Here is a 25921-nt window from a genome sequence, read left to right on the forward strand (position 1 = left end):
ACACATCAAGAACTAAAACTTAAAAACAAGACCTTCTAGAACCTGGCCTCCCCTTTCAACCCAACAACAAAAGCACCTGAATAACCATTCTTTCTCATTGATTTCATATGATTTCTTGCTTCAGCAGAAGTTTCAAAAATACCGGAATAATACCTGTTTAGACCGTCGTCATAACGGTGATTGAAAAGATCTGTTAATTTGCTGTACTTGTCTGTTTGTACCTTTCCTTTAAAGGCCCCTACCTGAACCGTGTATACCTCTTTATCTTCATAGAAATTATAATTCATGAACAATCCTGAATTAGAAGTATAAGTATTCTTTTCCTGAACCATGGAGTTTTTTCTATTCTCCGACTGCACTATGATCTGGTCAGATGATTTGTCTATAATTGAAAACTCTGATCTTCTGTTTAACTGATGTTGAAATCCGGAACAAGGAGATTCTTTCGTGCACTTTTCTGCTGGACGTAATTCACCAAACCAATAGGATGAAATCCGCTTGGAATCAACTCCATGATCTATCAGGTATTTCGAAGTCGCATCGGCTCTTTTGTTCGAAAGACCTTCATTATACTTTTTCTTACCTCTAATATCTGTATGCGCATTCACTTCGATTTTCATATCAGGATAATCCATCATTACTTTCACCAACTTGTCTAATTCCAATTTAGCATCATAACGAATAGTATGTTTATCGAAATCAAAATAGATCGTGTTTATCTTTAAGTTTTCTAAATTGACTTTGGTCGGTTCGTGGTTTACTGCGAGGTCTGTATCAGATATAGACCTGCTCTTCGATACCATTGCCTGACCTTCATTTTTTTCGCTCACTTCACTGCCCGATTCACTGTTGGTTCCCATCCTCTCATTGCTGTTGAGAGAGGCCGTTTCCTGACTTTCTGCAACTCTTGCTTTTTCAGGATCGACATTTGCAATTGCTTCAGACGCTGCCTGCTGACTTTCAATTGATGTTACTGACGCTTCTGTGCTTTCTGAACCCTCACTTGGTTCAATAATCGTAGCAGCTACAACTTCATCGATTGAATCATCAGATACAGCCTTATTAACATCTGCATAGCTATTGGACTCCGATTCTTTATTTGACGTTTCAGCGATATTCGATACGGACGTTTCTGGATTCTCTGCAACAGAAGGATCCTCCTTATCACTACCGGAATTATTCTGATGCTGTTTGTCGGTATCAGAACCCGCAGCGACCACAGCAGCGGATGTTGCCAAAGCTTTGTTTTGAGAAGAAGGGGTATCAGACCCCGTAACATTTGACGATCTTTCTTTTGTAGATGCCACCTCGTCAGCAGACCGAGGCCTGCTCTCATTATTTAACGCTGACGCTGAAGAACCCTCATTCATGGCAACCTGCTCCTGCTTATCCTCACCTTTATCATCCACAGCTTCGGCAGCGACCATTGATGCTGACTTCATTTCTTCCTTCGTATTCCTGGCTGCCATTTCGCCAATCTCATCATTTTCAGAACTTTCTTCCTTTAAAATTTCTTCCGAATTACCGGCTGCTATCACATCAGTAATCGGTGCTGTTTCTACTGAGACATTAAATACAATTTCCAATGGTTCAGCATTCAGATCATTCACTGTTCTAATATCCATTTCTCCGACCAAATGACCTTCCAAAAACCCTTGAATTTTATAGTTGGCATTGCATGCCTGATCAAACGAAAAACGGGCATCCTGCTCATTCGAAATAAACGATTCTAATTTCTCACCAGCTTCATCAAACAGCACAATTGTCATATTCGGTATCAATTCCTGCGTATCTATATTCTTAACAACGCCTGTAATTTCCTGCTGGCATTCAATATAAATAGGCGGAGATGCCGTAAAAGAATAAATATCATCATCTCCGCGTCCCCCTTCTCGATTTGATGAGAAATAACCCTTGTGTTTGTGATCATCAATTATATATGCGAAGTCATCTGAGATGCTATTTACCGGAGCTTCCAGATTGATGGGGTCAGATACGGTGTTGTCAAATATTTTACTGGCATAAACATCTAATTCTCCCATCCCATCGAAACCGTCAGAAGAAAAATACAAAACATTATCCTTTCCAATAAATGGAAACATTTCGCGTTCAGCAGAATTAATTTTAGGCCCTAAATTAACAGGTTTCCCATAGGTTCCATCTTCATGCAGGTCTACAACAAAAATATCAGTTTTTCCAAGTGATTCAGGTCCATCTGAGACAAAATACAATTTGGTGTCATCCCTGTTTAGCACGGGATGCCCTGTTGAATAACCATCATCATTAAACGGCAGCATTTCCAGATCTCCCCATTCTCCATGCTCATTAATACTGGCTTTAAAAAGATGAATATTTGCCGTTCCCTTTGTCTTAATTTCAGCTTCTTTATTCTTTTTCCTTTTTGTTCTTTTTATCTTTCCATTTGCACTAAAAAACACAGTTTTCATATCCTTCGAAAATGTGACCATTCCTTCGTGATACTTGGTGTTTACGTCACCGGGAAGCTTCTGTTTTCTGATCAATTTTCCGTCTTCAGATACTTCAGCCACATGCAAATCCAAAAAAGGTTGCCCGTTATGTTCTTCTCGATTCATGGTGAATCCAGATCTTGGTGCGGCAAAAACCACCTTGTCATTACCCAAAAAAGCTGTCCCAAAATCAGAATGAGAAGTATTAATTTTGACATTTTCAATGGTATAAACTCCCGGTGAATCCTGTGCAGACATGCAAAATGAAACAAAGAAGAATAAAAATAGTATATGCTTTTTCATCGATCTATTAGTTAGAATAAAATCCTGGAATAAGGTTATGTTAATAAGACTACATACTACCAACTTATTAGGACATATGCTATAGACCTGACAATTAGTTATTAAAACATTTATTAACGAAAAATTGAATTTCCTATAGACTACATATAGAATTTGAAAAATTCATCTTAATTCCAAAGTTGCGATGGGCACAAGCTCTTATGGAGTTTAATTCAAGAATGATTTCACCTGCGTTTTACCTTGCCTGACTTTTACATCAAAAAAGGCATGAATGATTGACACGCAGATAGTTAATTAAATTCACTATCTTTAGGAGTGAGACTTTTCCCAAAATAATGAAAATCGTTATTCAATGCTCAGAATCAACTACCAAACAAATTCTTCAGGCATTGAAATAATGAACGACACCTTTGATTAGAACCATATGACCGGATGGTTGTATAAAGTTGGTATTCTGCTTTTATTTGAATCAAACTCATATCTGATAAGCTGCGTTAAACATCCTTGAATCGATGAACATATTACGACACCGAAATACAGGTATATTCCTTCTACTGCTGGTGTCAGTTATTGACTTAAATTACGGTCAAAACATCGAAAAACCAGCCGAACAGAAAGCATCGGACAGCACTAAAAAAGTGAGGTCAAACTTTCTGAGCGATATCTTAAATTCAGAGGAACGCGCAAAAACGGATAGTATACATCCTCTTCCAAAAATCAGAATTGGCGGAGCTTTACGATTAAATTATTCTTATAAAAATTATGATCAGGAAAACATGGATCGCCTTGGTGACTTTGGTTTTGAATTATTTCGTTTGAATGCAGACATTGACTATAAGGATATCTTCTTTTCAGTTGAATACAGATGGTATGGTAATTTCAATGCAATTCATCATGGGTATTTTGGATATCACCTGACTGATCGTTCATCAATTCAAATTGGTATTCATCAAGTCCCTTTTGGAATCCTTCCCTATTCCTCTGATAGTTTTTGGTTTAACGCTACCTATTACATAGGTTTTGAGGATGATTACGATACTGGCATCAAATATATATACGACACCTCATCCTGGAATATTCAAGCCGCTTTTTATAAAAACCCTGAATACATTGATTCTGAGCGTTATGGACGCTATTCTTTTGACTTAGTAACCGATGACATTCAAACCAATCAGGAAATCAATCAGTTGAACCTGAGAACAATCTATAAATGGAAATTAAACGACAATTTATTGATGAAACTGGGCGGTTCTGCAGAGGCTGGAAAAATTTACAATAAAACAACTAAAGAAAAAGGCGACAGGTATGCCTTTGCCTTACATAACAATTTATTCTACAAAAACTGGAACCTGCACTTCCAATGGATAGACTATGAATATCGACCGCGAAATCCTGATAATGTGAGCGATAAAACAATACAATTTGGGGCCTTTATGTTTCCGTTTGAGGTAAGTACAAAAGCAAATGTTTACACTTTTAATGTTTCAAATATGCTACATATTGATGGGAAATACCTGGATAGAATGAAGCTGTATTTTAATTATAGTCAGGTAAGTCCTAAAGAAGGGTACGGTTCTGATTCCAAGCAGATTGTGATTGGTACTACCTTAATTAAAAGAGGACTCTACGCTTATTTCGACTATATATTTGGTCAAAACATGTGGTTTTCAGGCGGGCCTGGCGTGGGCTTAACGCATCCGGAAGACAGGACCTGGAATTCCAGATTAAACATCAATTTTGGGTATTATTTTTAAAACGAGTTAATTTCTAAAATCCTTAACTATGAAGACAACTTATTCCGTAAAACATCTGTTTTTACCCTTCCTTTTGATCTTTATATGCGGGCACCATTTAATAGCGCAAAAGAATGCAATTGATTTTTCCCCAGAAGAATTAGATTATATTTCTACCCATGAAACATTGGTTGTTGCCAATGAAAAAGACTGGCCTCCCTTTGATTTTATGAATGACCAGGATGAACCAGCAGGTTTTTCAATTGATTTGATCAAACTCATCGCAGAAAAATCGGGTATTAATATTCGGTTTGTCAACGGTCTTTCCTGGGGCGAAATACTTACACAATTTAAGGAGGATAAAATTCAAATTTTACCTGCTGTTTATAAGGATGATGACAGGGCTACTTATATGGAATTTACCTCCAGCTACTATATTCAACCAAGCATTCTGGTGACCAACAAGTATGACAGTATTAATACGATACATGACCTTTCGAAGAAAGAAATTGCCGTCATAAATGATTTTTCCATCACAGCCGAATTGGCAAGGAACTACCCTGATATAATCTTGGTCCCTGTTGAGACTGTCCCAGAGGGATTGATGAAAGTTTCTACCCGAGAACTGGATGGATTTATTGAAAGCATAGGAGTTGTTACCTACTATATAGAAAACAGCTTCATTCCCAATTTAAAAATCTCTACTGATGTGCAACTCGATAAAATGGAATCACCTCCATTGCATATCGCCGTTCATAAAAACAATGTCATTCTTAAAAATATTCTTGACAAAGGCCTAAAAAGTATCTCCAATGAAGAAATGAACGATATCAGGTCCAAATGGATCAGTGTACAAACAGTGGAAGATACTGAAGCTATTAATTTTTCTTATTTAATCTTTAAAAGTATTGCAGCAATTATCATCTTATTCATTATTGGCCATTACGCTATTAAATACTTCTTTAAAAAAGTAGTAAGAGAGGAAATTGTTCTTGAAATTGGTTCTAAGAGATTCAGAATAATTACCCTTTTAGGTACGTTATTAATACTTATTGCAATTTCATTCTTAGGGTGGATGGCCATGGAACAGAACAAGAAAAAAATTCTCAGTGACCTGGAGATAAACCTGGAAACCACCTTGGAAAACACACATGAAAGGCTGCAATTATGGGTGGAACAACACAAGTTAATTGTAAAGGAGTTTGGAAGAGATCCAGTATTAGTAGCAGCTACAAATGAAATTTTAAAGATACCGAAGGACAAAAATGCTTTATTGAAATCCGAAGCACTGAGTAAATTAAGAGCTTTCTATGAAAAGCATCACAATTCCCTTCAGAGTGAGGGGTTTTTCATCATAGACAAGCAGAACAGGAATCTGGCATCTTACAGGAATGAAAATATCAGCACAGAAAATATTATTCACCTCAAGCGCCCTGATCTCATGTTACAGGTATTCAACGGCGAGTCCGTATTTGTACCTCCCATAGAATCGGATGTCCATCTCAATGCAAATGAAGAAAATGGGAATCTCACCAAACCACCATCTATCTTTTTTGTAACTCCGGTTGAAAATGCCGACGGAGAAATAATCGCGGCACTCGCTATCAGAATCAATCCTTCCCTGGGCTTTTCAAGGGTCATGCAACTAAGCAGGGTTGGGAAAAGCGGAGAAAGCTATGTTTTTAACAATAAAGGTCGACTCTTATCAGAGAGCCGTTTTAAAGCTGATCTCAGAAATATTGGCCTGTTATCCTACAATCAAGATGACATACTGCAACTTGAAATAAGAGATCCAGGTGGCAACATGATCACCGGTTTCAAAACTCCGATACCCCGGCATGAACAGAAATTGACCTTAATGGCTGCCGATGCTATCAAAGGAAATTCCAGCACAAACATGAATGGTTATCGCGATTACAGAGGTGTTCCTGTTTATGGATCATGGTTATGGGATTCAGAATTAGATATTGGGATGGCTTCTGAAATTGACGTGAAAGAAGGGAATTCAACCTATATCACCATGCAAACAACTGTATTTGGAATTTTTGCAGGTGTAGTCATTCTGATGATACTTGCCATCCTGTTTTCTCTTGAACTTGGAGAAAAAGCAAATCTGGCATTAACCAAGGCGAAGGATGAGCTGGAAGAAAGAGTTCAATTAAGAACCAAGCAATTGAAAGAAGAAAAAGCCTTTCTAAAAATTTTAATCAACTCCATACCGGATATTATATTCTACAAAGACACTGATAAAAAGTATTTGGGTGCCAACCGAGCCTTTGAAAATCATATTGGAATGAAGGTGAAAGACTTTATTGGCAAAACAGATATGGAAATCATACCCGCTGAAAGGGCAAGTAAACATCAAAGATCCGATGAATTAATTCTATCCTCGGCTTCATCTGAATTATTCGAATCAATAAGCCTTAAACCTGATGGGAGACGCATTGTGATGGAAACCTTAAAAACGCCTTATTTCTCGGCAGAAGGTAATTTAGCTGGATTGATAGGTATCGGAAGAGACATTACCTATCACAAGGATGCAAAAGAAAAAATCAAAGCCTCTGAAAACCGATTCCGATCTATAACCAGCAGTGCCATAGATGCTATTATTTCCGCTGACAAAAATGGTATCATCGAATCATGGAACCCGGCCGCAACTAAAATATTTGGTTATACAGATGAAGAAGCAATTGGTCAGAATTTAGATCTTATTATCCCTAAAAAATACCATAAGCATCATCATGCAGGTATGGATCGGGTTTTGAAAGGAGGAGAAAAAAGGGCCATTGGTCAGATTGTGGAAATGGAAGGACAACGGAAGGATAAATCAATATTTCCCGTAAGTATGGCTCTTTCTATGTGGGAAGGTATTGATGACATGAATTTTAGTGGCATCATACGAGATATTACAAAACGAAAAAAAAATGAAGCCATCCTGCTCAAAGCTAATAAGCGTATGGAAGGTGAATTGAATGTTGGGAAAGATATTCAAATGAGTATGTTACCACTTACCTTTCCAGCATTTCCTGAAAGAAAAGAAATTGATATTTATGCAGACTTAATCCCGGCCAGGGAAGTCGGTGGTGATTTCTATGATTTTCATTTTCTCGATGAAAACCACCTCTATTTCGCGGTTGGCGATGTTTCCGGAAAAGGTGTTCCCGCTGCTTTAGAAATGGCAGTCGCTAAAACCTTGTTAAAATCTCGTGCCGCCACGGATCATTCAACAGCAAGTATTCTGACCCAGGTGAATAATGAAATAGCCAAAGACAATGATGCTTATATGTTTATAACGGTTTTTATAGGTATCTTAGATATTGAAACCGGCAAACTGGTCTATTCAAATGCGGGTCATAATCCGTCCTATGTAATCGGGGCACATGACAATATTGCAATTCTGGATGATCTTCACGGTCCCGTAATTGGTGCCATGGAAGGAATGACTTATAAGGAATCAGAAGTATTTATAGATAAGGATGATATCATTTTGTCTTATACGGATGGAGTAACAGAGGCTCAAAATACCAAAGAAGAGTTTTATTCTACGAAAAGATTAGTAAATTTAATAGAAAATAGAAATTACGACTCGACCAAATCGTTAACTGATTTAATTATAAAAAGTGTAAACGAATTTGAAGAAGGTACTGAGCAATTTGATGATATTACTGTGCTGACCTTGCAATATCTCAAGGATAGCGATAAACATTCTGGTGAACAAACTTCGGTATGGATCAATAATAAGATTGAAGAAATGCCCAAGGTAATTGAGTTTTTTGAAGAGTTTGCCGCCAGAAATGACATGACAACGGAAGCAACTCAGAAATTCAATATTGTATTGGACGAACTGTTGAATAACATTATTTCTTATGGGTTTAATGATCCGAAGGAACATGAAATTGAGGTTAAATTTCAACTCAAGTATTTGCGTCTGATCATCACCATAGAGGACGACGGGATTCCTTTCAATCCATTTAGGAATGAATCCCCAGACATCAAATTAGCCATCAGTGAGAGAAAACTGGGAGGACTAGGCGTGCATATAGTCAAAAATTTAGTAGATGAATACGCCTATATCAGGCAGGCTAATAAAAACGTAATAAACCTGGTTAAGTATAACATTAATATTCAATAGCGATGAGTTTAGAGATAAGAACCAAAGAAATAAATGATAAGATTGTTATTGGGCTGCAAGGCAACCTGGATACCAACACCTCGCCTGAGGCAGAGGATGAAATTAACAAACATCTGGAAAAAGGCGAGGCTAAGATCCTCATTGATCTTGAACACACCAGATACGTGAGTAGCGCAGGTTTAAGAGTATTTTTGGCCACTGCTAAAAAAACCATGGCTCAGTCTGGTATGCTGATGCTATGTCATCCCAATGACATTGTAAAAGAGATTCTGGATGTTTCGGGGTTCAGCACTATTATTGAGGTGAAACCAACTGTAGATGAAGCACTCAAAGCAATTTAATTCAAATCAGAAACTCATTTTTATGACGCTATAAATGTTTGACTATATAAAAAAAAGAGCGGCACTTGGCCGACTCTTTTTATTCTTGTTCCCGGTATTTAGGGTAAGCTATTCCATCATGGTTACTAAATCTTCTTTTTCTTTTCTCACTTTTTTAAGGTTCACCAGCCAATCATTTTCAGCATCGCGATAGCCTAAAGGAAGCATCACACAACTTCTTAGTCCTTTTTCTTTTAAACCCAGAATCTTATCGAGAGCATCCGGATCAAACCCTTCCAATGGAGTACTGTCTACACCTTCAAAAGCTGCGGCCGCTATGGCCTGAGAAAAAGCAATATACGCTTGTTTCGCGGCATGGTTAAAATTAACCTCGGCATCTTTTTGAGGATAGCTACCTAATAACATCTGGCGGTAATTTTCCCAGCCTTCGTTTTTAAAACCTCTCACTTTGTTTGTCAAATCAAACATTTTATTGATTCTTTCTGCGGTATAAGTATCCCAGGCGGCAAAAACAATCAAGTGAGAACAATCAGTTATCACAGACTGATTCCATGAAATTGGTCTGATTTTCTCTTTTAACTCCTGATTTGTGATCACAATTATTTCAAAGGGTTGCAGGCCGCTGGAAGTGGGCGCCAAAGAAATAGCTTCAATTATAGTATCAATTTTTTCTTGCGGAATCTTATTACCATTCATGGCTTTTGCCGCATATCTCCAGTTTAATTTATCTATTAATTCCATTGTTTAAAATCTTATTTTTAAATTATTATTCTTTCGCTTTTTTGTCTTTATCAGTTAAGACAGTAATCAGTTCACAAAGTGTTTTTTTTAAGTCAAGCATATCGTCTATCTCAATCTTATCTGCCACGATTTCCTCAAAAAGTTGATCCGGAATTGATGCAGCTACAGACTTTAGATCTTTCCCCTTCTTGGTCAATTCAATCATCACACTTCTTTCATCTTTCTTAGAACGGGTTCTAATTATAAAACCCATTTTTTCCATACGCTTCAGTAATGGAGATAAGGTATTTGTATCCAGGTACAGTTTGTTCTTTATTTGACCAATCGATACTCCTTCTTGTTCCCAAAGGACCAGCATCACCAGATACTGAGGATAGGTGATCCCTAGTTTATTTAAATGTGGCGTATATGCTTTTGTTATAAGGCGTGACACCGAATAAACAGGAAAACAGATCTGACTGCTCAATAATAGTTGGTTCTCATTCATTCGAATTATTGTTAATGTTCCTCCATTGTTGCCAGGCTCCTGAAGACCAGAGTGCCCACACTATCAGAACAGGTTGAAAAAACAAGCGCCTTAAACGTGCTCCATCTGAATTTAAAAGCCCAAACGCATCCTTACCTTCCAGGTATTGAGAAATATTTCCAGGGAATACTAAAATGAAGAATAACGCCAATGCCCAGCCAAACCGGATCCGTTCTTTTTTCCAAAATGCAAGGCCCAGACCTAAACCAATCTCTATAACTCCTGATGCGATTACCACAAAATCTTTACTCAAAGGAACCCAATCCGGCACCTGAGCGTAAAACTCAACCCTATTAAAAGTCAAATGACTAAAACCGGCAAACACCATAAAAAATGCAAGTAGTATTCTTAATATACCTTGTACCATCGTCGTTTTTTGTTCTTCTTTCATTTTTTATCGCTATCGATTATATCGTGCACGATGCAAATATATGAAAAAGTAACTACATTGTCATTTTTTATTTAGATTTTCTATCAAAAATCCTTCATAAGAAATTCTTATAAGCTCATAAGTAAAAACTAATGTAAATACTTCAGATTCTGTATGAAGTTCAGTAACTTAAGGGTTTAAAAACTTCAAATAAAAACTAAGATGGATAACAACGAAAGCAAGTGCCCATTTCACGGTGGGTCAGTGAAAAACACAGCAGGACGAGGCACCTCTAACCGCGATTGGTGGCCAAACATGTTGAACCTTAACATTCTCCGTCAACAATCATCAGAAGCCAATCCCATGGATGCAGATTTTGACTATGCAAAAGAATTTAAAAGCCTTGATTTAAAAGAAATTAAAAAGGATTTAGTTGAACTGATGACAAATTCTCAAGACTGGTGGCCAGCAGATTTTGGGCATTATGGACCATTCTTTATCAGGATGGCCTGGCACAGTGCCGGTACGTATCGTATTCAAGATGGTCGAGGTGGTGGTGGATCTGGAAGCCAAAGATTTGCACCTCTTAACAGTTGGCCTGACAATGGAAATTTAGACAAAGCACGTTTGTTACTCTGGCCTATAAAGCAGAAATATGGAAAAAAGATTTCTTGGGCCGATTTGATGATACTCGCAGGGAATGTCGCTCTTGAATCAATGGGCTTTAAGACCTTCGGATTTGGAGGCGGACGAGAGGATATATGGGAACCTGAACAAGACATATATTGGGGAACCGAAACGGAATGGTTAGGTGACAAAAGATATACAGGAGACAGAAATTTAGAAAACCCCTTAGGAGCAGTTCAAATGGGACTCATATATGTAAACCCAGAAGGGCCGAATGGCAACCCTGACCCTTTGGCTGCAGCTAAAGATATTAGAGAAACTTTTGGAAGAATGGCCATGAACGATGAAGAGACTGTGGCACTGATTGCTGGTGGTCATACATTTGGAAAAACACATGGTGCAGCAGACCCTGACAAATACGTAGGCAGAGAACCTGCAGCGGCAGGTATTGAAGAACAAGGTCTTGGATGGAAAAATTCTTTCGGTACCGGAAGTGGCAATGACACCATCACCAGCGGGCTTGAAGTTATCTGGACCACAACCCCAACGAAATGGAGCAACAACTTTTTCTGGAATTTGTTTGGCTATGACTGGGAGCTTGAAAAAAGCCCTGCAGGAGCGCATCAATGGAAGCCCAAAGGAGGTGCTGGAGCAAATAGTGTTCCAGATGCACATGATAAATCAAAACGTCACGCCCCAAAAATGCTGACTACAGACCTTGCTTTAAGGTTCGATCCTGATTATGAAAAAATATCAAGACGTTTTCACGAAAATCCTGATGACTTCGCAGATGCCTTTGCCAGAGCCTGGTTCAAATTAACGCATCGCGATATGGGACCAATTTCACTTTACTTAGGCCCTGAAGTACCTAGCGAAGTGTTAATTTGGCAAGACCCTATACCTGCAGCCACACATTCCACAATTTCGGATAAAGAGGTGAGCAAACTGAAAAAAATTATTCTTGATTCTGGTCTAAGCGTTTCTCAGTTAGTATCGGCTGCCTGGGCTTCCGCTTCTACCTTCAGAGGATCTGATAAAAGAGGTGGTGCGAACGGAGGAAGGTTGCGATTAGCACCTCAAAATGATTGGGAGGTGAACAACCCTTCACAATTGAATAAAGTTTTGGCCTCTCTGGAGACAATTAAAAATGAATATTCTAAAGAAGTTTCGATGGCTGACCTGATCGTTTTAGGAGGTTGTGCTGCTATCGAACAAGCCGCTAAGAATGCTGGTCATTCTATCACGGTGCCATTCACTCCGGGAAGATCGGACGCATCTATAGAGCAAACTGATATTGACTCTTTTGCAGCTTTAGAACCAACAGCAGATGGTTTTAGAAACTATTTCAAAGTAAAGCATTCGGCTTCAGCCGAAGAAATGTTAGTTGACAGAGCGCAACTTCTGACCTTAACACCTCCTGAAATGACAGTTTTGATTGGTGGAATGCGCGTTTTGAATACCAACTTTGACAATTCCCTGCATGGCGTATTTACTGAACGCTCAGAAGCCTTGTCTAATGACTTTTTTATCAATTTACTAGACATGGGAATTACATGGAATGCAAATTCTGATTCTCAAGATGTTTTTGAAGGTCGCGATCGAAAAACCGGAACCATTAAATGGACCGGAACTCGAGTTGATCTTATTTTCGGGTCTAATTCAGAACTTCGAGCCTTGGCAGAAGTTTATGGCTGTAACGATTCGCAAGAAAAATTTATGACTGATTTTGTGGCAGCATGGGATAAAGTGATGAATCTGGATCGTTTCGATCTTACATAATTAATCTTACATTAGAAAAAGCATACTGAAAATTATATCAGTATGCTTTTTTATATATTACAATACATTTAAATCAAAATGAAAAATGGTTTGCTCTGTTGTTTTAAAACCAAAAATCAACAGTCAATCTTTGTTTTTGAATCGACAGAAACAATTATTGATCAATAATCGTATTGCCTTTTATTTAAAATACAAACCTTTTATTTTCAATTCCTCTCGTGGAATGTACATTTTTACAAAAAAAAATGAATCATTTAACGACATTGAGGACATCTTAATTCAGGTTTTCTCCGAGTCTGATTTGAGCAACATTAGAATTTTTGACACCAGTTTAAGTCAGGATTTTTTTAGATCGGTTACAAAAGAAGTGCTGCAGTCGGGAGAAATATCCGCTTTTGCGTGGAAACGTTTTATCAGTAGTTTTTTAATTCAGGCCGATCCATATGGTGCAAAGTCAGAACCTGATAATATCATTGTATTCCAAAACTTCAAAGCTGCTATAAGGAATAATGGCAACCGGGTACAGAAAAGATATTTTAAGCGGAAAATGAAGATCTTAAGAAAACGTGTTTCATTAGACTCTCTGAACGATTTACTGTGATGAGAATATCATATTCCTTATCAATAGCCATAAAAAAAGCACCAGCTTTCGCTGATGCTCTATCATAATTATATTCAATTAGATTTCTTTAAATACCTTTTCAAGTAAGGCTTTTGTCGCCTTTATGCCGGCATCTTCATTGTCTCCTTCATATTCTATACCAACATAGCCTTTAAAACCAGACTCCTTTACAATTTTCATAATTTTCAAATAGTCCGACTTGGTTTCATTTCCGTTTTCATCAAAAGCATTTGATTTGGCGCTGACCCCTTTAGCATAAGGCATTAATTCTGCAATACCCTTGTACTTGTCATATTCTTTTTCACATCCATCCTTACCGTATTCCATACAGAAGTTTCCAAAATCTGGAAGGGTCCCAACGTTTTCCATATTCACCTCTTTCATAACTCCTGATAACCAAGAACCATCTGATGAATAACCTCCATGATTTTCAACTAAAATATTTACATCTTTTGATGCTCCATAAGCTCCTAATTTTGACAGTCCATCAACCGCATTGGCAGCTACTTCTTCAGCAGTCCCTTGTCCACCAGCATTAACACGAATACTTCTAGCTCCCAGAAAACTGGCAACATCAACCCATTTATGGTGATCTTCTACAGCTTTTAATCGAACAGCTTCGTCTGCATCTGCCAGATTACCAACCAAATCAATCATAATCAATCCTACCGACACACCGGCATCATCACATTTTTTCTTGAAGGTTTTCCAATACTCCATATCATCTACTTTCGAGAAATAAAAAGTGTTCACCAATTCTATAGAATAAATACCATAACTCGCGGCCAACTCAGGAAAATCAATTGGGTCTATGTCACCCTTCAAAATGGAATCAGGTACTTCTTTTACCATTCGTGCAAATTCACCCCAATCTGTAATTGGCTCTCCAAAATACGTGTTATGCAATGACCATTGGGCCAAAGAGATTTTAAAATCAGGTTCTTTTTCTACAGTTGTGTCCGCAGACTCATTTGTTGCTTTCTTTTGATCTGATGATTTTTGGCCTGAATTACAGTTTAAGAACAATACTGATACCATAGCCAACATAAAAACTTTTACTAGCTTCATTTTACTTTTGATTTATAATTTTTTTATTCTTTCATATCGACTTCCTTTTGCGAAATCGCAGATAAAGATATAAAAACCTCCGTGAAACAGGAATTAAAAATTGAATGATTACAAGTGTTCATTTATGAAGAAAAAGGAGTACGAGACAAACAACCAGGAATGATATAATTCTGGGAATCGAGCGAATTAGGCTAAGGAACTATATGAATCTTTAGGTGCAGAGGTTCAACAAACAAGTTACAAAAAGTTATGAAAGTTCAATTCGTTAATCTTAGTTTAACCAAATTACATTGATTAGAAATAGCCGAATTGAAAGAAGAAGATTAACTATGGTTTATCTATAGAATCAGAAATTAATTTTTCTAAAATGCTAATACCATCTTCATTTAAGTGATCTTCATCTCGATAAAATCTATCGTCAGATATGGAAATTGAAAGGTCTAAATTTAGTAGAGGATTAATTATTTCTTTCAGAGCCTTATAATTTTTATTTTTAGCCCTTTCATTGATGTATGTCTGGCTTAAAGGAAATTTTATCAAAATAACTTCAATATTATTCTTTTTGCAAATTCCTAATATATCATTAAATGCATTTTCTTGAACCAAAGATTTCTCTTTAAATTGCAATTCAATTCTGTTTTTAGCCTTATTAATCCTATCTCCTTCTTCAAGAGTATCAACAGATTCTTTTTTCGAACTTTTAAAATTACCTCTAGATTGAAATACTAACTTTATAGTTCCACTTGAAATTAACTTCTTAAATACGGCGCAATATTTCACAATAAAATTAGCTCGGAAAGCAGAAATAGGTATTGGATTTAAAAAATATGAAAGATGATTGTTGTTAAGATTGTCTCTGTAAGAACTAAACATCTGTTCATCATAAGTTAATATAACCCTGTCAAAATCTTTGTTTTTTACTAGCCAGGATAACTGATTTTTAATATCAACATAGCTATTACTTCCATATGACAAATTATCGACCCCTATATTTTCAAGATTAATCCGTAAACCATGAGAATCAGCCAGTAAAAAAGTAGTATGCTTTGCTTTTTTAACCAAACCATAATAATCTTTGTAATGGTTTATGACTACTAACGTAATTGTTACCATCAAACTTAAAAACAGGAAACACCACAACAGCGTTTTTTTTATGAACTTTTCCATAATTTAAAATTGAAAATAAATAAACTCTACTTCTCCTTTATAATTCCCATAAATCAATAGAATGAATAAAATAAGAAAATAGAAAATTCTCCTAATTAGTTTTGGTTTATTCTTTAAATTCTCAATAGCAAATTGATTTGTTCTTCCAAGCCATTCAACACAAAGTAAAAAACAGATTAAAATTATTATATTAATTGAGTTTGATCTATTATTAAAAAAAGGATATTCAAATAATGTTTCAGAAAATATCCCGCGAATATAACCAAATGCCTGTCCCACATTTTCAGCCCTAAAGAATATCCAAGCAAATACAGTTAGGGCAAAAGTAGAAAGTATAGCAAATAACTCCTTAACTGACGGAAATAATTTTCCCTCTGCTACAACTCCTAAGTTTTTTCTGTTATTATTAGTTAATAATAAAGGCAAAAAATATAGAGCATTTAAAGCTCCCCAAATTATAAACGTCCAATTAGCTCCATGCCAAAAACCACTAACTAAAAATATTGCAAAAGTATTTCTTACTTTCATCCAAGTACCACCTTTACTTCCTCCAAGAGGAATGTAAAGATAATCTCTAAACCAAGTACTTAATGAGATATGCCACCTTCTCCAAAACTCTGCTATATCTCTTGAAAAATACGGAGTAGCAAAGTTTTGTTTTAAATCAAAACCAAAAAGCCTTGATGTGCCTATAGCTATATCAGAATAACCAGAAAAGTCTCCATATATCTGAAATGTAAAGAAAATAGCGCCAAGAACTAAAGTACTTCCATTCATATCAGCTGAGTTGTTAAAAATCTGATTTGCAAACTCCCCACAATTATCCGCTATGACTACTTTTTTAAACAATCCCCACAATATTTGGCGCATTCCATCAACCGCTTTATCGTATATAAAAGTTCTTTTCTTATAAAATTGAGGTAATAAATTTGTTGCCCTCTCAATGGGACCAGCCACTAACTGAGGAAAAAAACAGACAAAAGCAGAAAAGGCCATAAAGTCTTGTGTAGGCTCTAATTTCTTTTTGTATACATCAATAGTATAACTCAAGGTTTGAAAGGTGTAAAAACTAATACCTACAGGAAGAATAATATTAAGGCTCCTAGAATTAATCTGTATTCCAAATAGACTAAAGGCATCAACAAAGTTTTCTAAGAAGAAGTTATAATATTTAAAGAATCCTAAAAACCCAAGGTTTACGAATATGCTTGTCCATAGTAATATTTTTCTTTTGGATGATTCTTGTTCAGTTCTGAGTTTCTGTCCAACTAAATAATCGACAACTGTGCTAAATATGATGAGTGATAAAAATCTCCAATCCCACCAACCATAGAAGACATAACTTGCTACAACTATTAAAGCATTTTGAAGTTTTAAATTCCTCTGTGCAACAAACCAATATAGAACAAAAACAATTGGCAGAAATATTGCAAAGTCTATGGAGTTAAATAACATTCTTAAATTTCATATTTTTAGCTAATATAAACCAACAAATCATATTTATATAAACTACTTGTGAAATTATCACAAAGACAAAACACTGTCCTGCTGTGCTGTGGTTGTACTAATTTTAACAACTCAGTTCACACTATTTTTAGGGTTGGAGAAATTTATTATGAACCTAAAGTTTAATAGTACTTTTTTGAAAACAGAAACAAGAATGATACAATTGAAATGTTCCATACCATACCATTCACTATTTAGGAATCTATAAATCAGCAAACATGGCAGGTATAACCATAAATCAGGTCAGTATTTAATTCTTAATACTTTGTAGTTTTACGATCGATGGTTGATCAAGAGGTGTACAAATAAAAGGGTTTTGAAATCCCAAATTAAAATCCAAGTTATTTTTGTTTCAGCTAAAGAATAACCCAAAAATTGATTTTCATTTGGAACATCAAGGGGGTGCTGCACTTGGTGTAGCACAATAAAAAAGCACCTACTTTCGTAAGTGCTTTTCGCTCCTCCTCTTGGGCTCGAACCAAGGACCCTCTGATTAACAGTCAGATGCTCTAACCAACTGAGCTAAGGAGGAATGTTGTTTCCTTTTTGAGGTGTGCAAATATAAATGTTTTTACAATTTCAGCAAGTGTTTTTTAAAAAATATTTTAAAAAAAATACCCTCTCGAATCTAAACATTGCCTGTAGATGATGAGAGGGCATATAATTATTCTGACTTGGGATCAGATTTTCAGCGATAGAGTCCTGTTTCTTAAAAAATAATCAAGGAATAAAAGGGAACTAAGTGCAAATACACTAATGGCAAATAATGGAGAAATTAGTAAAGAAGGAAGGTCAAATGAAAACGCTCCGTCAAATTTGGTCATCGCATCATCAATGTACTGTGACGTGGCAGTTTCCTCGCTGGGCACAGCAAATACATAGGCAACAACGGACATCAAACATATCAAGATGAAAATCCAGGCTTTTTTACCAATAATCGGTTGGTTTACCAAAGCCTTCGATGATGTTTCGATCTTTTCCATCACCCGATGCGTAAAATTGATCGAAGGACTTTCAAGCAGCGATCTTTTAATCACTTTTCCCAGTGCTTTTTCTTCTTTCGACTCCAATGCGCCAATTTGATCCATGATATTATTTGTAAAACCTTTAGAAGGCTGTGCTGCCTTCAAACTATCTCGAATCAATTTATCCATATTTCCTTCTTCCATCATAATATCGTTTTTAATTCTTCCTTTAACAATCCCGACAAGGATTGATTCAATTTCTTTCTTGCTCTAAACAGCTTTACCTTTATATTAGATTGGCTCAAACCAGTAATTTCTTCAATCTCTTCTATGGAATTATCATTCATATAAAACAAGGTGATCAACAAGGCATCTTTTTCTGGCAACATATTTACCGCTTCACGCACGTACTTTTGTTGTTCTTCATTTTTAAGAGATTCCAGTTGAGGAAAATCCGCTCCTTCATGATGATTGTCTATCACATAGTCATCGATATCTGAAGTAGTCACTTTTTTCTTTCTGATTTTAGATATGGCATTTCTATAGACAATAGTATACAGCCAGGTAGAGAACTTTGCATTTCCTTTAAATGTATTTAATTTCTCATAAGCCTTTAAAAAACTGTCCTGAGCCACCTCTTCCGCATCCTCATGACTTTTCACAATTTTGATGGCCAGGGTATAGCTCATGTCTTTATACTTATTAATTAAATAAGCAAATGCATTTGTGTCGCCTTGCAACACCCTGTCAATATATTTCTGATCTGAATTATTATCCATCTATCATATAAGACACTTAAACTGATCGTGAGGTTACAAGTTAACTCAAAAAAAATAATTAAAAAAAATTGTAACCTGATTTTTAAATGCTCCGTCATACTTGGAAAGCAAAACGTATAACTTAAATAACAAATTATGGAAGCCATTTTAATCCCCTTAATAGTCTTTTCTTCAATCTTCGGAATCTTTTATGTATTTCTGAATACACGAAACAAAGAAAGATTGTCATTAATCGAAAAAGGTGCTGATGCCTCCCTTTTCGCTACCAAGAAAACCCACCGTTCTAATCTTACATTAAAATTTGGAATGCTGGCAATTGGTATAGGAACCGGTATATTAATTGCCTCTATTCTCGAAAGCTATACCGTTTTAGATGAAGAGGTAGCCTATCCTTCAATGATCTTTTTATTCGGTGGTTTGTTCTTAGTGGCAAATGCAATGATCGAAAAAAAAGATAAAATTGAAAAAGAATAAACTGTATTGATCAAAATTTGCCATCAACTGATCAATCAATTTTTTACAAAACAATGTTTACTTTTTAGTTTAGCGGACATTCATGAGCTCTTCACTTGAAGTGAAGAGCTCACCGTCATCAACCAACATACAAATTCCAAAACCACGATGTTACCCATAAAAAAAGCTGTCAATTTTGACAGCTTTTTTTTAATTGAATTGGTATGATCCTATTTTGCCGTTATATGCAATCTGTTAAATTCTTTGGTAACGACAAATGAATTATCTCCATTGATCTTTAGTTTTTTAAGATCCAATACTTCATTGTCAATTTCAATTTTAGTTATTTTAAATGGCAGGCCTTTTATATTTACCTGAAACGTATCATACGGTGTAATATACTTCCCTGACTTAAACTGTTGTATCGTCAACGACTTTTTCTTTCCTATTAATTTAAAATCTCTTAAACTAAACCTTCCTTTTTTATAATCATAACCATCATGTGCATCTTCGTATACCTGTGATTTCTCTTTTCCTTCTTTGAAGTAAACATCGAGTATCAGCTGATCAATCGTTTTTTCACCGACAAATTGTTGTATCGGGTACTTCGGAATTATAGATCCAGCTTTTATGAATATAGGCATAGAATCCAAATCGGCATCTACCCATACTTCTTCACCACCCTCCATGATTTCATCATCCCAGAAATTGTACCATTTACCATTTGGAATAAACATACGCCTTCCTTTGGCATTTGGCTCCGCAATCGGGCAGGCCAATATCTTTTCTCCACAAATGAATTCATCATTCCTATAATGCGTATGCGGGTCTTCCTGATCGAATAGTACAAGAGATTTTAAAATAGGAATTCCTTCTTCCGCGTATCTCCAAAATGCCGTATACATATACGGTAATAGTTCATACCTGATCTCGATAAACTTTCTTACAATATCTGTTATGTTTGAACCAAAAGCCCATGGCTCCTGATCTCCGTGATCTCCGGAGGAGTGCGTTCTGAAAAACGGGTGAAACATGCCCAACTGAATCCAGCGCGCATATAATTCCCCATTTGGCTGCTCTGCAAATCCACCTATATCTGAACCAACAAACGAGAAGCCAGACATGCTCAGACGCTGGGCCTGAATGTTGGCAATGTTCAAATGATCCCAGGTAGCCACATTGTCACCAGTCCAGGTAGAAGTATATCTTTGGGTACCGGCATAGGCCGCTCGTGTAATAACAAAAGGACGCTTTGGATAAGAAAACTTTTTCAAACCTTGGTAAGTTGCTCTCGCCATTTGCATACCATATATGTTATGCGCCTTTCTATGGCTGCACCTGTTCCCATCATAGTTATGTCTTACATCATTCGGAAATGTTTTTCCGGGAACGTCCATTACAGCAGGCTCGTTCATATCGTTCCATACACCCTTCACTCCAATTTCTTCGATCAATTCTTTGTATAGTCCGGACCACCATTCACGAACCTGAGGGTCCGTAAAATCAGGAAAGAAACACTCTCCCGGCCATACTTTCCCTTTCATATAAGGACCATCAGCTCTTTTACAGAAATAATCTTTTTCAAGGGCTTCCTTAAAAATGTCATACTCCATATCTATTTTAATACCTGGATCTATAATTGCGATGGTCTTAAAGCCATCTTCTTCCAGTTCTTGTACCATTTTTTTCGGATTTGGGAAATATTCCTTATTCCAGGTAAAACAACGAAAACCATCCATATAATCGATGTCCAAATAAATGGCATCACATGGTATTTTTAATTCTCTGAACTTATCCGTAACCGCTCTTACATTGGCTTCCGGATAATAACTCCATTTACATTGATGATAACCCAAAGCCCACAAAGGTGGTAATTCATGAGGCTTCCCGGTAAGATCTGTATAAGAAGCCACCACATCGGTCATATCCGGCCCGTAAATGAAATAATAATTCATTTCACCTCCTTCTGCCCAATAGCTTGTTATATTTCTTCGCTCTGCACAAAAATCAAAAAATGACCTGAATGTATTGTCAAAAAATATCCCATAGGCTTTGGAATGATGTAAACCGATATAAAACGGAATTGATTTATAAATTGGATCTGTATCCCTGCCATAGGCATATGAATCAGTCACCCAATTTTCGAATCTTTTTCCCTTCAAATTAATGTGAACGGGCTTATCTCCAAGTCCGTAGTAAGCCTCACTATCTTGTGAAATCTTCGACATCTTAACGATGTCCCCACCAAATTCATAACTCTCTTCCCAGTGAAAACCAATCTCATCCTCACAAATTAATTTACCGTCTTTTGCATCGAAAATAGACTTACGCATATCTTCTTTTGCAATCTTACAGATCAACTTTGAGGTTGTTATTATATAATGTGTTTCATTTTCAGTCAGCTCCAAATGATTGTAGCCCTGGCTTGCATATTTGGTAATCGCATAGGAGAAATCATTGTCAAAAATCGTCTTGGTGCTATATCTAAATCTTAACACGCTGTCACGTCTTACAGTGACCTGTAGTACTACATAATTTTCACTTGTAAAATAGAAAGTATCAACATCTTTTCGGTAAGAGATTATCTTAGAGGGAAATAAATTCCCTTTGTTTTCCAGCTCGGTATTTAAAATCATAAATCTTCATTTTAACTCCCTCAGGGGCAGTAAATTTCATAGTTTACAAACCTAATGAAATTCATTAATTCACGCCATATGGATATCCTAAAAATACCCCTTCATTTTTAAGAAGACTTAAAAAATAAAGAGGTATTTATTATAAATAAATAATTTGTGTACTATATTATCTTAAAGGCAACCAAACTTAAAGGAGGCAAAGTAACAGCCGCAGAATAAGGTCTTCCATCTCTGGCTTCTTTTTGAATGGCTATTTCTTTTGAATTACTGATGCCGCTTCCGAAGTATTTTTTAAAGTCACTGTTCAAAATTTGTTTCAGCTTCCCTTTTCTTGGTAAGCCAATTTCGTAGTTCTTTCTTACTACAGGGTTAAAATTGCAAATAACCACCACTTCGTCGGCCTCTTCATGTCCTTTTCGAATATATGATATTACAGAGTTTTCATGGTCCCCATAATTAATCCATTCAAATCCTTCTCCGCTAAATCCTTTCTCATACAAAGCTGGACTCGTTTTATAGAAAGAGTTCAAATCTTTCACGAAACTCTGTAATCCTTTATGGGGTTTATATTCAAGCAGGTGCCAATCTAAACTTTGTGAAAAATTCCACTCTGCTGATTGACCAAACTCACCTCCCTGAAATATCAATTTAGTTCCTGGGTGGGTATACATATAAGCAAACAGCAACCTTAAATTCGCAAAACGCTGCCATTCATCACCTGGCATTTTACCCAAGAGTGAATTCTTTCCATACACCACCTCATCATGAGACAGAGGAAGCATAAATTTTTCAGAAAAAGCATAGGCCAGACTAAAGGTAATCTCATTCTGATGGTGTTTTCTATAAATTGGATCTTTAGAAAAATACTCCAGGGTATCATGCATCCAGCCCATCATCCATTTCATACCAAATCCAAGGCCACCAAAAGCAACATCATTCGTAACGCCTGTAAATGCAGTTGATTCTTCGGCTATAGTCTGAATTCCATCAAAATTAGCATATACTTCTCTGTTAAAATCTTTTATAAATTCAATGGCTTCAAGATTTTCCCGACCGCCAAATTCATTTGGTTCCCATTCACCATCTTCACGAGAATAGTCCAAATATAGCATCGATGCGACCGCATCTACCCGTAATCCATCAACATGGTATTTATCAAACCAGTAAAAAGCATTACTAATCAAAAAAGACTTTACCTCATTTCTTCCATAATTAAAGATCAGACTTTTCCAATCTTGATGATATCCCTTTCGAGGATCAGGATGTTCGTATAAATGCGTACCGTCAAAAAATCCTAAACCATGATCATCCGAAGGAAAGTGCGAAGGTACCCAGTCAAGTATCACTCCAATGTCATTCTGATGTAATTTATCACATAAATGCATAAAACCCTGTGCCGTTCCAAACCTTGAGGTCGGTGCAAAATACCCTACCAGCTGGTAGCCCCAGGATGGATCATAAGGATACTCCATCACGGGCATAAACTCTACATGGGTAAAATTCATCTGTTTCAGGTATTTTACCAGTTTATCAGCCAACTGCTCATAGCTCAAGAAGGTATCATCATCGGCATTTCGCATCCAAGAACCTAAATGAACCTCATAGACAGCATAAGGCTTATCCAAATCATTCTTGTCCTTTCTATAGCCCATCCAGGCCTTGTCCTTCCAGTCATAGCCGTCTATGTTAGATATTATCGAGGCCGTATTTGGCGGATTTTCATATGAAAATGAATAAGGATCTGCTTTTTCAGTGACAATGTCGTTATTATTAGATTTAATCTTATACTTATAGCGCATGCCTTCTTTCGCATCAGGAATAAATCCTTCCCAAATTCCGGATGAATCCCAACGCACATTCAATCTGTGCTGTTTTTCATTCCAAAAATTAAAATCTCCGATAACAGATACCGATTTTGCCGAGGGTGCCCATACAGCGAAATATGTACCTTCTACCCCATCTAATGTCATGGGATGAGATCCGAATTTCTCGTACAAACGGTAATGTTTCCCCGATTTAAAAAGGTCTATATCGAATTCGCTGAAAAGACTATAATTTATTACTTCTGCCATATCTTTAATGATTTATAATATTAGAGATCCCTTTTAAAGGAATCAAGGCCCATCTTGGTCGAGAATTCAACTCATACCCAACTTCATAAACAGCCTTTTCAAGCAACGAATACTTTAAGATAAATATTCGTTCCTGGTTATAACCAATGTTTAAATTGGCATCTTGTATTTGTTCTGTATACGTTCCTAAAAACACACTTGTCAAATAACAATACAGCACTTCTGCAGCCTCAAAAAGCTCTTCTTGTGACTTGTTGAATGCATCTGCATTGTTAAAAATTGTGGCATAGATAGCATAGTGAAAGGACCTGAACAATCCTGCAACATCCTTCATAGGTGGTTGCTTTACTTTTCTGTCACGTATCGTACTTTCAGGTTCCCCTTCAAAATCCAGTATATAAAAATCATCATTGGTGACCAGAATTTGTCCCAAATGATAATCCCCATGAACTCTGATGCGCTCACCTTTTAGTTTTGTCCAGTCAAAATTGGTGATCCTTTTTCTGATCAGTGTTTTTTTCTCCAAAAACTCCTTAGCCAAACTCAAGGCCATTCCATCGAGTTTATGCATTCTGTTTTCGATGGTATTGAGTCTGTTCTGGAACTGATATAAAAGTCGATTTTTAAGCCACACTTCATAATCACCGTTAAAGTGGTTTGGAGTAAAGGCTGTGTCTTCAAATTCAGAACCCAACACAATATGCATTTCGGCCGTTCTAACGGCCAATTGTTTTATTTTCACCAGCAAGTTCAGTCCCACCCAATCAATAATTTCGGGCCTTACTTCATTAATTTGAAGTCGTTCAAACATATCAACCTTGGGCAAATCCCAAATATTAATATGTTTTCTGTCAATATTATGGAATACCTCTTTTAATTCATTCAGCATATAATCCCAGGCATCTCCTTCGTTAGGAACTAACTTCTGCATCAAAGCAATCGTTACATTTACATCGTCCGAATCAATAATATTCAAACTACCTTGATACGCAGGTGTGTTGTCAAATTTCTTTATCTCAGTAAGAAATCTGCTCATTTCATAATCAGGGTTTTTATCTGCAAAAATTCTCCTGAAAAACTTCAAGACATATTTATCGTTATAGATAATAGAGGTATTACTTTGTTCGAGCCCCATAAACCTCGATGACTCGTATACAACATCCTTAAATGACTCACTTCTGTGGTATTGCACTTTTGTTCTGTCAAAAGGAGCAGCGCCTAAAATTCTTTCAAACACCAATTTTCTAAATGCCTCTAAATTAATAGCATCAATGATAAATCCTTGTTGTTCTTGAATCTTAATGGGAAGAATTCTATCACTCTTTGCAAAACTCTCATCCGTTACAAAAGCGATCGGCAAAAAATAATGATGAAAAAAGGCTTCGTCAAAATCTATTTCTAGTAACAGACCAAAATATACTTCACCGTGTTGCTGTATTCTGAAATACTCGCTAAGTTCTATATACTTTAGTTTAGAAGCTTTCCCTCCATACCATCTTTGTTTAATGATATAATCTTCGAGTACTTCTGATAAGAACACCTCGATAAATCCTTTGTTCTCGAGCAGCTCTTCCCAAACTCCTTCAAATTCAAAAGTAGACTGTAACTTCGTTTTTGTGGCCTTATCTGGCAT

General features: G+C 36.5%; 18 protein-coding genes and 1 tRNA gene. 6 read left to right on the top strand and 13 right to left on the bottom strand.

Going from position 1 to position 25921, the window contains the following annotated elements; all coding sequences use genetic code 11:
- Window positions 1-35 precede the first annotated feature (35 nt).
- Window positions 36-2771: an OmpA family protein gene (locus ACR2MV_RS01525; RefSeq protein ID WP_434020109.1), complete on the bottom strand. Its 2736-nt coding sequence runs from the start codon at window positions 2769-2771 to the stop codon at window positions 36-38.
- A gap of 512 nt (window positions 2772-3283) precedes the next feature.
- Here ACR2MV_RS01525 and ACR2MV_RS01530 point away from each other — a divergent pair.
- Genes ACR2MV_RS01530 through ACR2MV_RS01540 form a run of 3 tightly spaced genes read left to right on the top strand, consistent with a single transcriptional unit; the run spans window position 3284 to window position 8977 of the window.
- The gene (locus ACR2MV_RS01530) at window positions 3284-4525 is read left to right on the top strand and encodes a hypothetical protein (protein ID WP_434020110.1); all 1242 of its coding nucleotides are present in this window, start codon (window positions 3284-3286) and stop codon (window positions 4523-4525) included.
- 28 nt (window positions 4526-4553) lie between these two features.
- Complete coding sequence (locus ACR2MV_RS01535; protein ID WP_434020111.1) at window positions 4554-8636, top strand: SpoIIE family protein phosphatase; 4083 nt, start codon at window positions 4554-4556, stop codon at window positions 8634-8636.
- 2 nt (window positions 8637-8638) lie between these two features.
- Entirely contained in the window at window positions 8639-8977 is a 339-nt protein-coding gene (locus tag ACR2MV_RS01540) for an STAS domain-containing protein (protein ID WP_434020112.1), read from the top strand.
- A gap of 108 nt (window positions 8978-9085) precedes the next feature.
- Here ACR2MV_RS01540 and ACR2MV_RS01545 read toward each other — a convergent pair whose 3' ends face one another.
- Genes ACR2MV_RS01545 through ACR2MV_RS01555 form a run of 3 tightly spaced genes read right to left on the bottom strand, consistent with a single transcriptional unit; the run spans window position 9086 to window position 10635 of the window.
- Window positions 9086-9718 carry a nitroreductase family protein gene (locus tag ACR2MV_RS01545; RefSeq protein WP_434020113.1) on the bottom strand — a complete coding sequence of 211 codons (633 nt, stop codon included), beginning with the start codon at window positions 9716-9718 and terminating at the stop codon, window positions 9086-9088.
- A gap of 25 nt (window positions 9719-9743) precedes the next feature.
- The gene (locus ACR2MV_RS01550) at window positions 9744-10205 is read right to left on the bottom strand and encodes a MarR family winged helix-turn-helix transcriptional regulator (protein WP_434020114.1); all 462 of its coding nucleotides are present in this window, start codon (window positions 10203-10205) and stop codon (window positions 9744-9746) included.
- A complete protein-coding gene (locus ACR2MV_RS01555) occupies window positions 10198-10635 on the bottom strand; it encodes a DoxX family protein (RefSeq protein ID WP_434020115.1) in 438 nt (145 codons plus the stop codon). Before ACR2MV_RS01555 ends, ACR2MV_RS01550 begins: the two co-directional genes overlap by 8 nt.
- Before the next feature lie 201 nt (window positions 10636-10836).
- Between ACR2MV_RS01555 and katG the strand changes: the two genes are divergently transcribed.
- Both katG and ACR2MV_RS01565 read left to right on the top strand, forming a co-directional pair.
- On the top strand, window positions 10837-13020 hold the full coding sequence (katG, locus tag ACR2MV_RS01560; RefSeq protein ID WP_434020116.1) for a catalase/peroxidase HPI: 2184 nt from the start codon (window positions 10837-10839) through the stop codon (window positions 13018-13020).
- 136 nt (window positions 13021-13156) lie between these two features.
- Window positions 13157-13621: a hypothetical protein gene (locus tag ACR2MV_RS01565; protein WP_434020117.1), complete on the top strand. Its 465-nt coding sequence runs from the start codon at window positions 13157-13159 to the stop codon at window positions 13619-13621.
- 78 nt (window positions 13622-13699) lie between these two features.
- On the opposite strand, the gene ACR2MV_RS01570 is transcribed toward ACR2MV_RS01565, so the two are convergent.
- From ACR2MV_RS01570 to ACR2MV_RS01595, 6 genes are all read right to left on the bottom strand, one after another.
- Window positions 13700-14710, bottom strand: coding sequence for a sugar phosphate isomerase/epimerase family protein (locus ACR2MV_RS01570; RefSeq protein ID WP_434020118.1), 1011 nt, complete (start codon window positions 14708-14710; stop codon window positions 13700-13702).
- Window positions 14711-15037: 327 nt separating this feature from the next.
- Window positions 15038-15877: a hypothetical protein gene (locus ACR2MV_RS01575; RefSeq protein ID WP_434020119.1), complete on the bottom strand. Its 840-nt coding sequence runs from the start codon at window positions 15875-15877 to the stop codon at window positions 15038-15040.
- A 3-nt stretch (window positions 15878-15880) separates the two neighbouring features.
- Window positions 15881-17332, bottom strand: a complete 1452-nt coding sequence (locus ACR2MV_RS01580; protein ID WP_434020120.1) for an MBOAT family O-acyltransferase — start codon at window positions 17330-17332, stop codon at window positions 15881-15883.
- Window positions 17333-17841: 509 nt separating this feature from the next.
- Window positions 17842-17915: transfer RNA gene (locus ACR2MV_RS01585), tRNA-Asn, on the bottom strand.
- Window positions 17916-18063: 148 nt separating this feature from the next.
- On the bottom strand, window positions 18064-18555 hold the full coding sequence (locus ACR2MV_RS01590; protein WP_434020121.1) for a hypothetical protein: 492 nt from the start codon (window positions 18553-18555) through the stop codon (window positions 18064-18066).
- Window positions 18552-19127 carry an RNA polymerase sigma factor gene (locus ACR2MV_RS01595; protein ID WP_434020122.1) on the bottom strand — a complete coding sequence of 192 codons (576 nt, stop codon included), beginning with the start codon at window positions 19125-19127 and terminating at the stop codon, window positions 18552-18554. Before ACR2MV_RS01595 ends, ACR2MV_RS01590 begins: the two co-directional genes overlap by 4 nt.
- A 135-nt stretch (window positions 19128-19262) precedes the next feature.
- On the opposite strand from ACR2MV_RS01595, the gene ACR2MV_RS01600 reads away from it, so the two are divergent.
- Window positions 19263-19601, top strand: a complete 339-nt coding sequence (locus ACR2MV_RS01600) for a DUF6249 domain-containing protein (RefSeq protein WP_434020123.1) — start codon at window positions 19263-19265, stop codon at window positions 19599-19601.
- 209 nt (window positions 19602-19810) lie between these two features.
- On the opposite strand, the gene ACR2MV_RS01605 is transcribed toward ACR2MV_RS01600, so the two are convergent.
- The 3 genes from ACR2MV_RS01605 to ACR2MV_RS01615 all read right to left on the bottom strand — a co-directional run bounded on the left by ACR2MV_RS01605 (window position 19811) and on the right by ACR2MV_RS01615 (window position 25921).
- Entirely contained in the window at window positions 19811-22216 is a 2406-nt protein-coding gene (locus ACR2MV_RS01605; RefSeq protein WP_434020124.1) for a glycoside hydrolase family 31 protein, read from the bottom strand.
- 161 nt (window positions 22217-22377) lie between these two features.
- Entirely contained in the window at window positions 22378-24288 is a 1911-nt protein-coding gene (gene glgB / locus ACR2MV_RS01610; protein WP_434020125.1) for a 1,4-alpha-glucan branching protein GlgB, read from the bottom strand.
- Window positions 24289-24292: 4 nt separating this feature from the next.
- Window positions 24293-25921 carry a trehalose synthase gene (locus tag ACR2MV_RS01615; protein ID WP_434020126.1) on the bottom strand — a complete coding sequence of 543 codons (1629 nt, stop codon included), beginning with the start codon at window positions 25919-25921 and terminating at the stop codon, window positions 24293-24295.

This window comes from Lutimonas sp. (assembly GCF_051011215.1).
Taxonomy (GTDB): Bacteria; Bacteroidota; Bacteroidia; order Flavobacteriales; family Flavobacteriaceae; genus Lutimonas.

Excerpts from the sequence above, each read along its gene's own strand:
- ACR2MV_RS01600 (WP_434020123.1), top strand. The coding sequence starts at position 19,263 with ATGGAAGCCATTTTAATCCCCTTAATAGTCTTTTCTTCAATCTTCGGA.
- katG (WP_434020116.1), top strand. The coding sequence starts at position 10,837 with ATGGATAACAACGAAAGCAAGTGCCCATTTCACGGTGGGTCAGTGAAA.
- ACR2MV_RS01570 (WP_434020118.1), bottom strand. The coding sequence starts at position 14,710 with ATGAAGCTAGTAAAAGTTTTTATGTTGGCTATGGTATCAGTATTGTTC.
- ACR2MV_RS01595 (WP_434020122.1), bottom strand. The coding sequence starts at position 19,127 with ATGGATAATAATTCAGATCAGAAATATATTGACAGGGTGTTGCAAGGC.
- ACR2MV_RS01575 (WP_434020119.1), bottom strand. The coding sequence starts at position 15,877 with ATGGAAAAGTTCATAAAAAAAACGCTGTTGTGGTGTTTCCTGTTTTTA.
- ACR2MV_RS01605 (WP_434020124.1), bottom strand. The coding sequence starts at position 22,216 with ATGATTTTAAATACCGAGCTGGAAAACAAAGGGAATTTATTTCCCTCT.
- ACR2MV_RS01590 (WP_434020121.1), bottom strand. The coding sequence starts at position 18,555 with ATGATGGAAGAAGGAAATATGGATAAATTGATTCGAGATAGTTTGAAG.
- glgB (WP_434020125.1), bottom strand. The coding sequence starts at position 24,288 with ATGGCAGAAGTAATAAATTATAGTCTTTTCAGCGAATTCGATATAGAC.
- ACR2MV_RS01540 (WP_434020112.1), top strand. The coding sequence starts at position 8,639 with ATGAGTTTAGAGATAAGAACCAAAGAAATAAATGATAAGATTGTTATT.
- ACR2MV_RS01615 (WP_434020126.1), bottom strand. The coding sequence starts at position 25,921 with ATGCCAGATAAGGCCACAAAAACGAAGTTACAGTCTACTTTTGAATTT.
- ACR2MV_RS01555 (WP_434020115.1), bottom strand. The coding sequence starts at position 10,635 with ATGAAAGAAGAACAAAAAACGACGATGGTACAAGGTATATTAAGAATA.
- ACR2MV_RS01525 (WP_434020109.1), bottom strand. The coding sequence starts at position 2,771 with ATGAAAAAGCATATACTATTTTTATTCTTCTTTGTTTCATTTTGCATG.
- ACR2MV_RS01545 (WP_434020113.1), bottom strand. The coding sequence starts at position 9,718 with ATGGAATTAATAGATAAATTAAACTGGAGATATGCGGCAAAAGCCATG.
- ACR2MV_RS01535 (WP_434020111.1), top strand. The coding sequence starts at position 4,554 with ATGAAGACAACTTATTCCGTAAAACATCTGTTTTTACCCTTCCTTTTG.
- ACR2MV_RS01550 (WP_434020114.1), bottom strand. The coding sequence starts at position 10,205 with ATGAATGAGAACCAACTATTATTGAGCAGTCAGATCTGTTTTCCTGTT.
- ACR2MV_RS01580 (WP_434020120.1), bottom strand. The coding sequence starts at position 17,332 with ATGTTATTTAACTCCATAGACTTTGCAATATTTCTGCCAATTGTTTTT.
- ACR2MV_RS01530 (WP_434020110.1), top strand. The coding sequence starts at position 3,284 with ATGAACATATTACGACACCGAAATACAGGTATATTCCTTCTACTGCTG.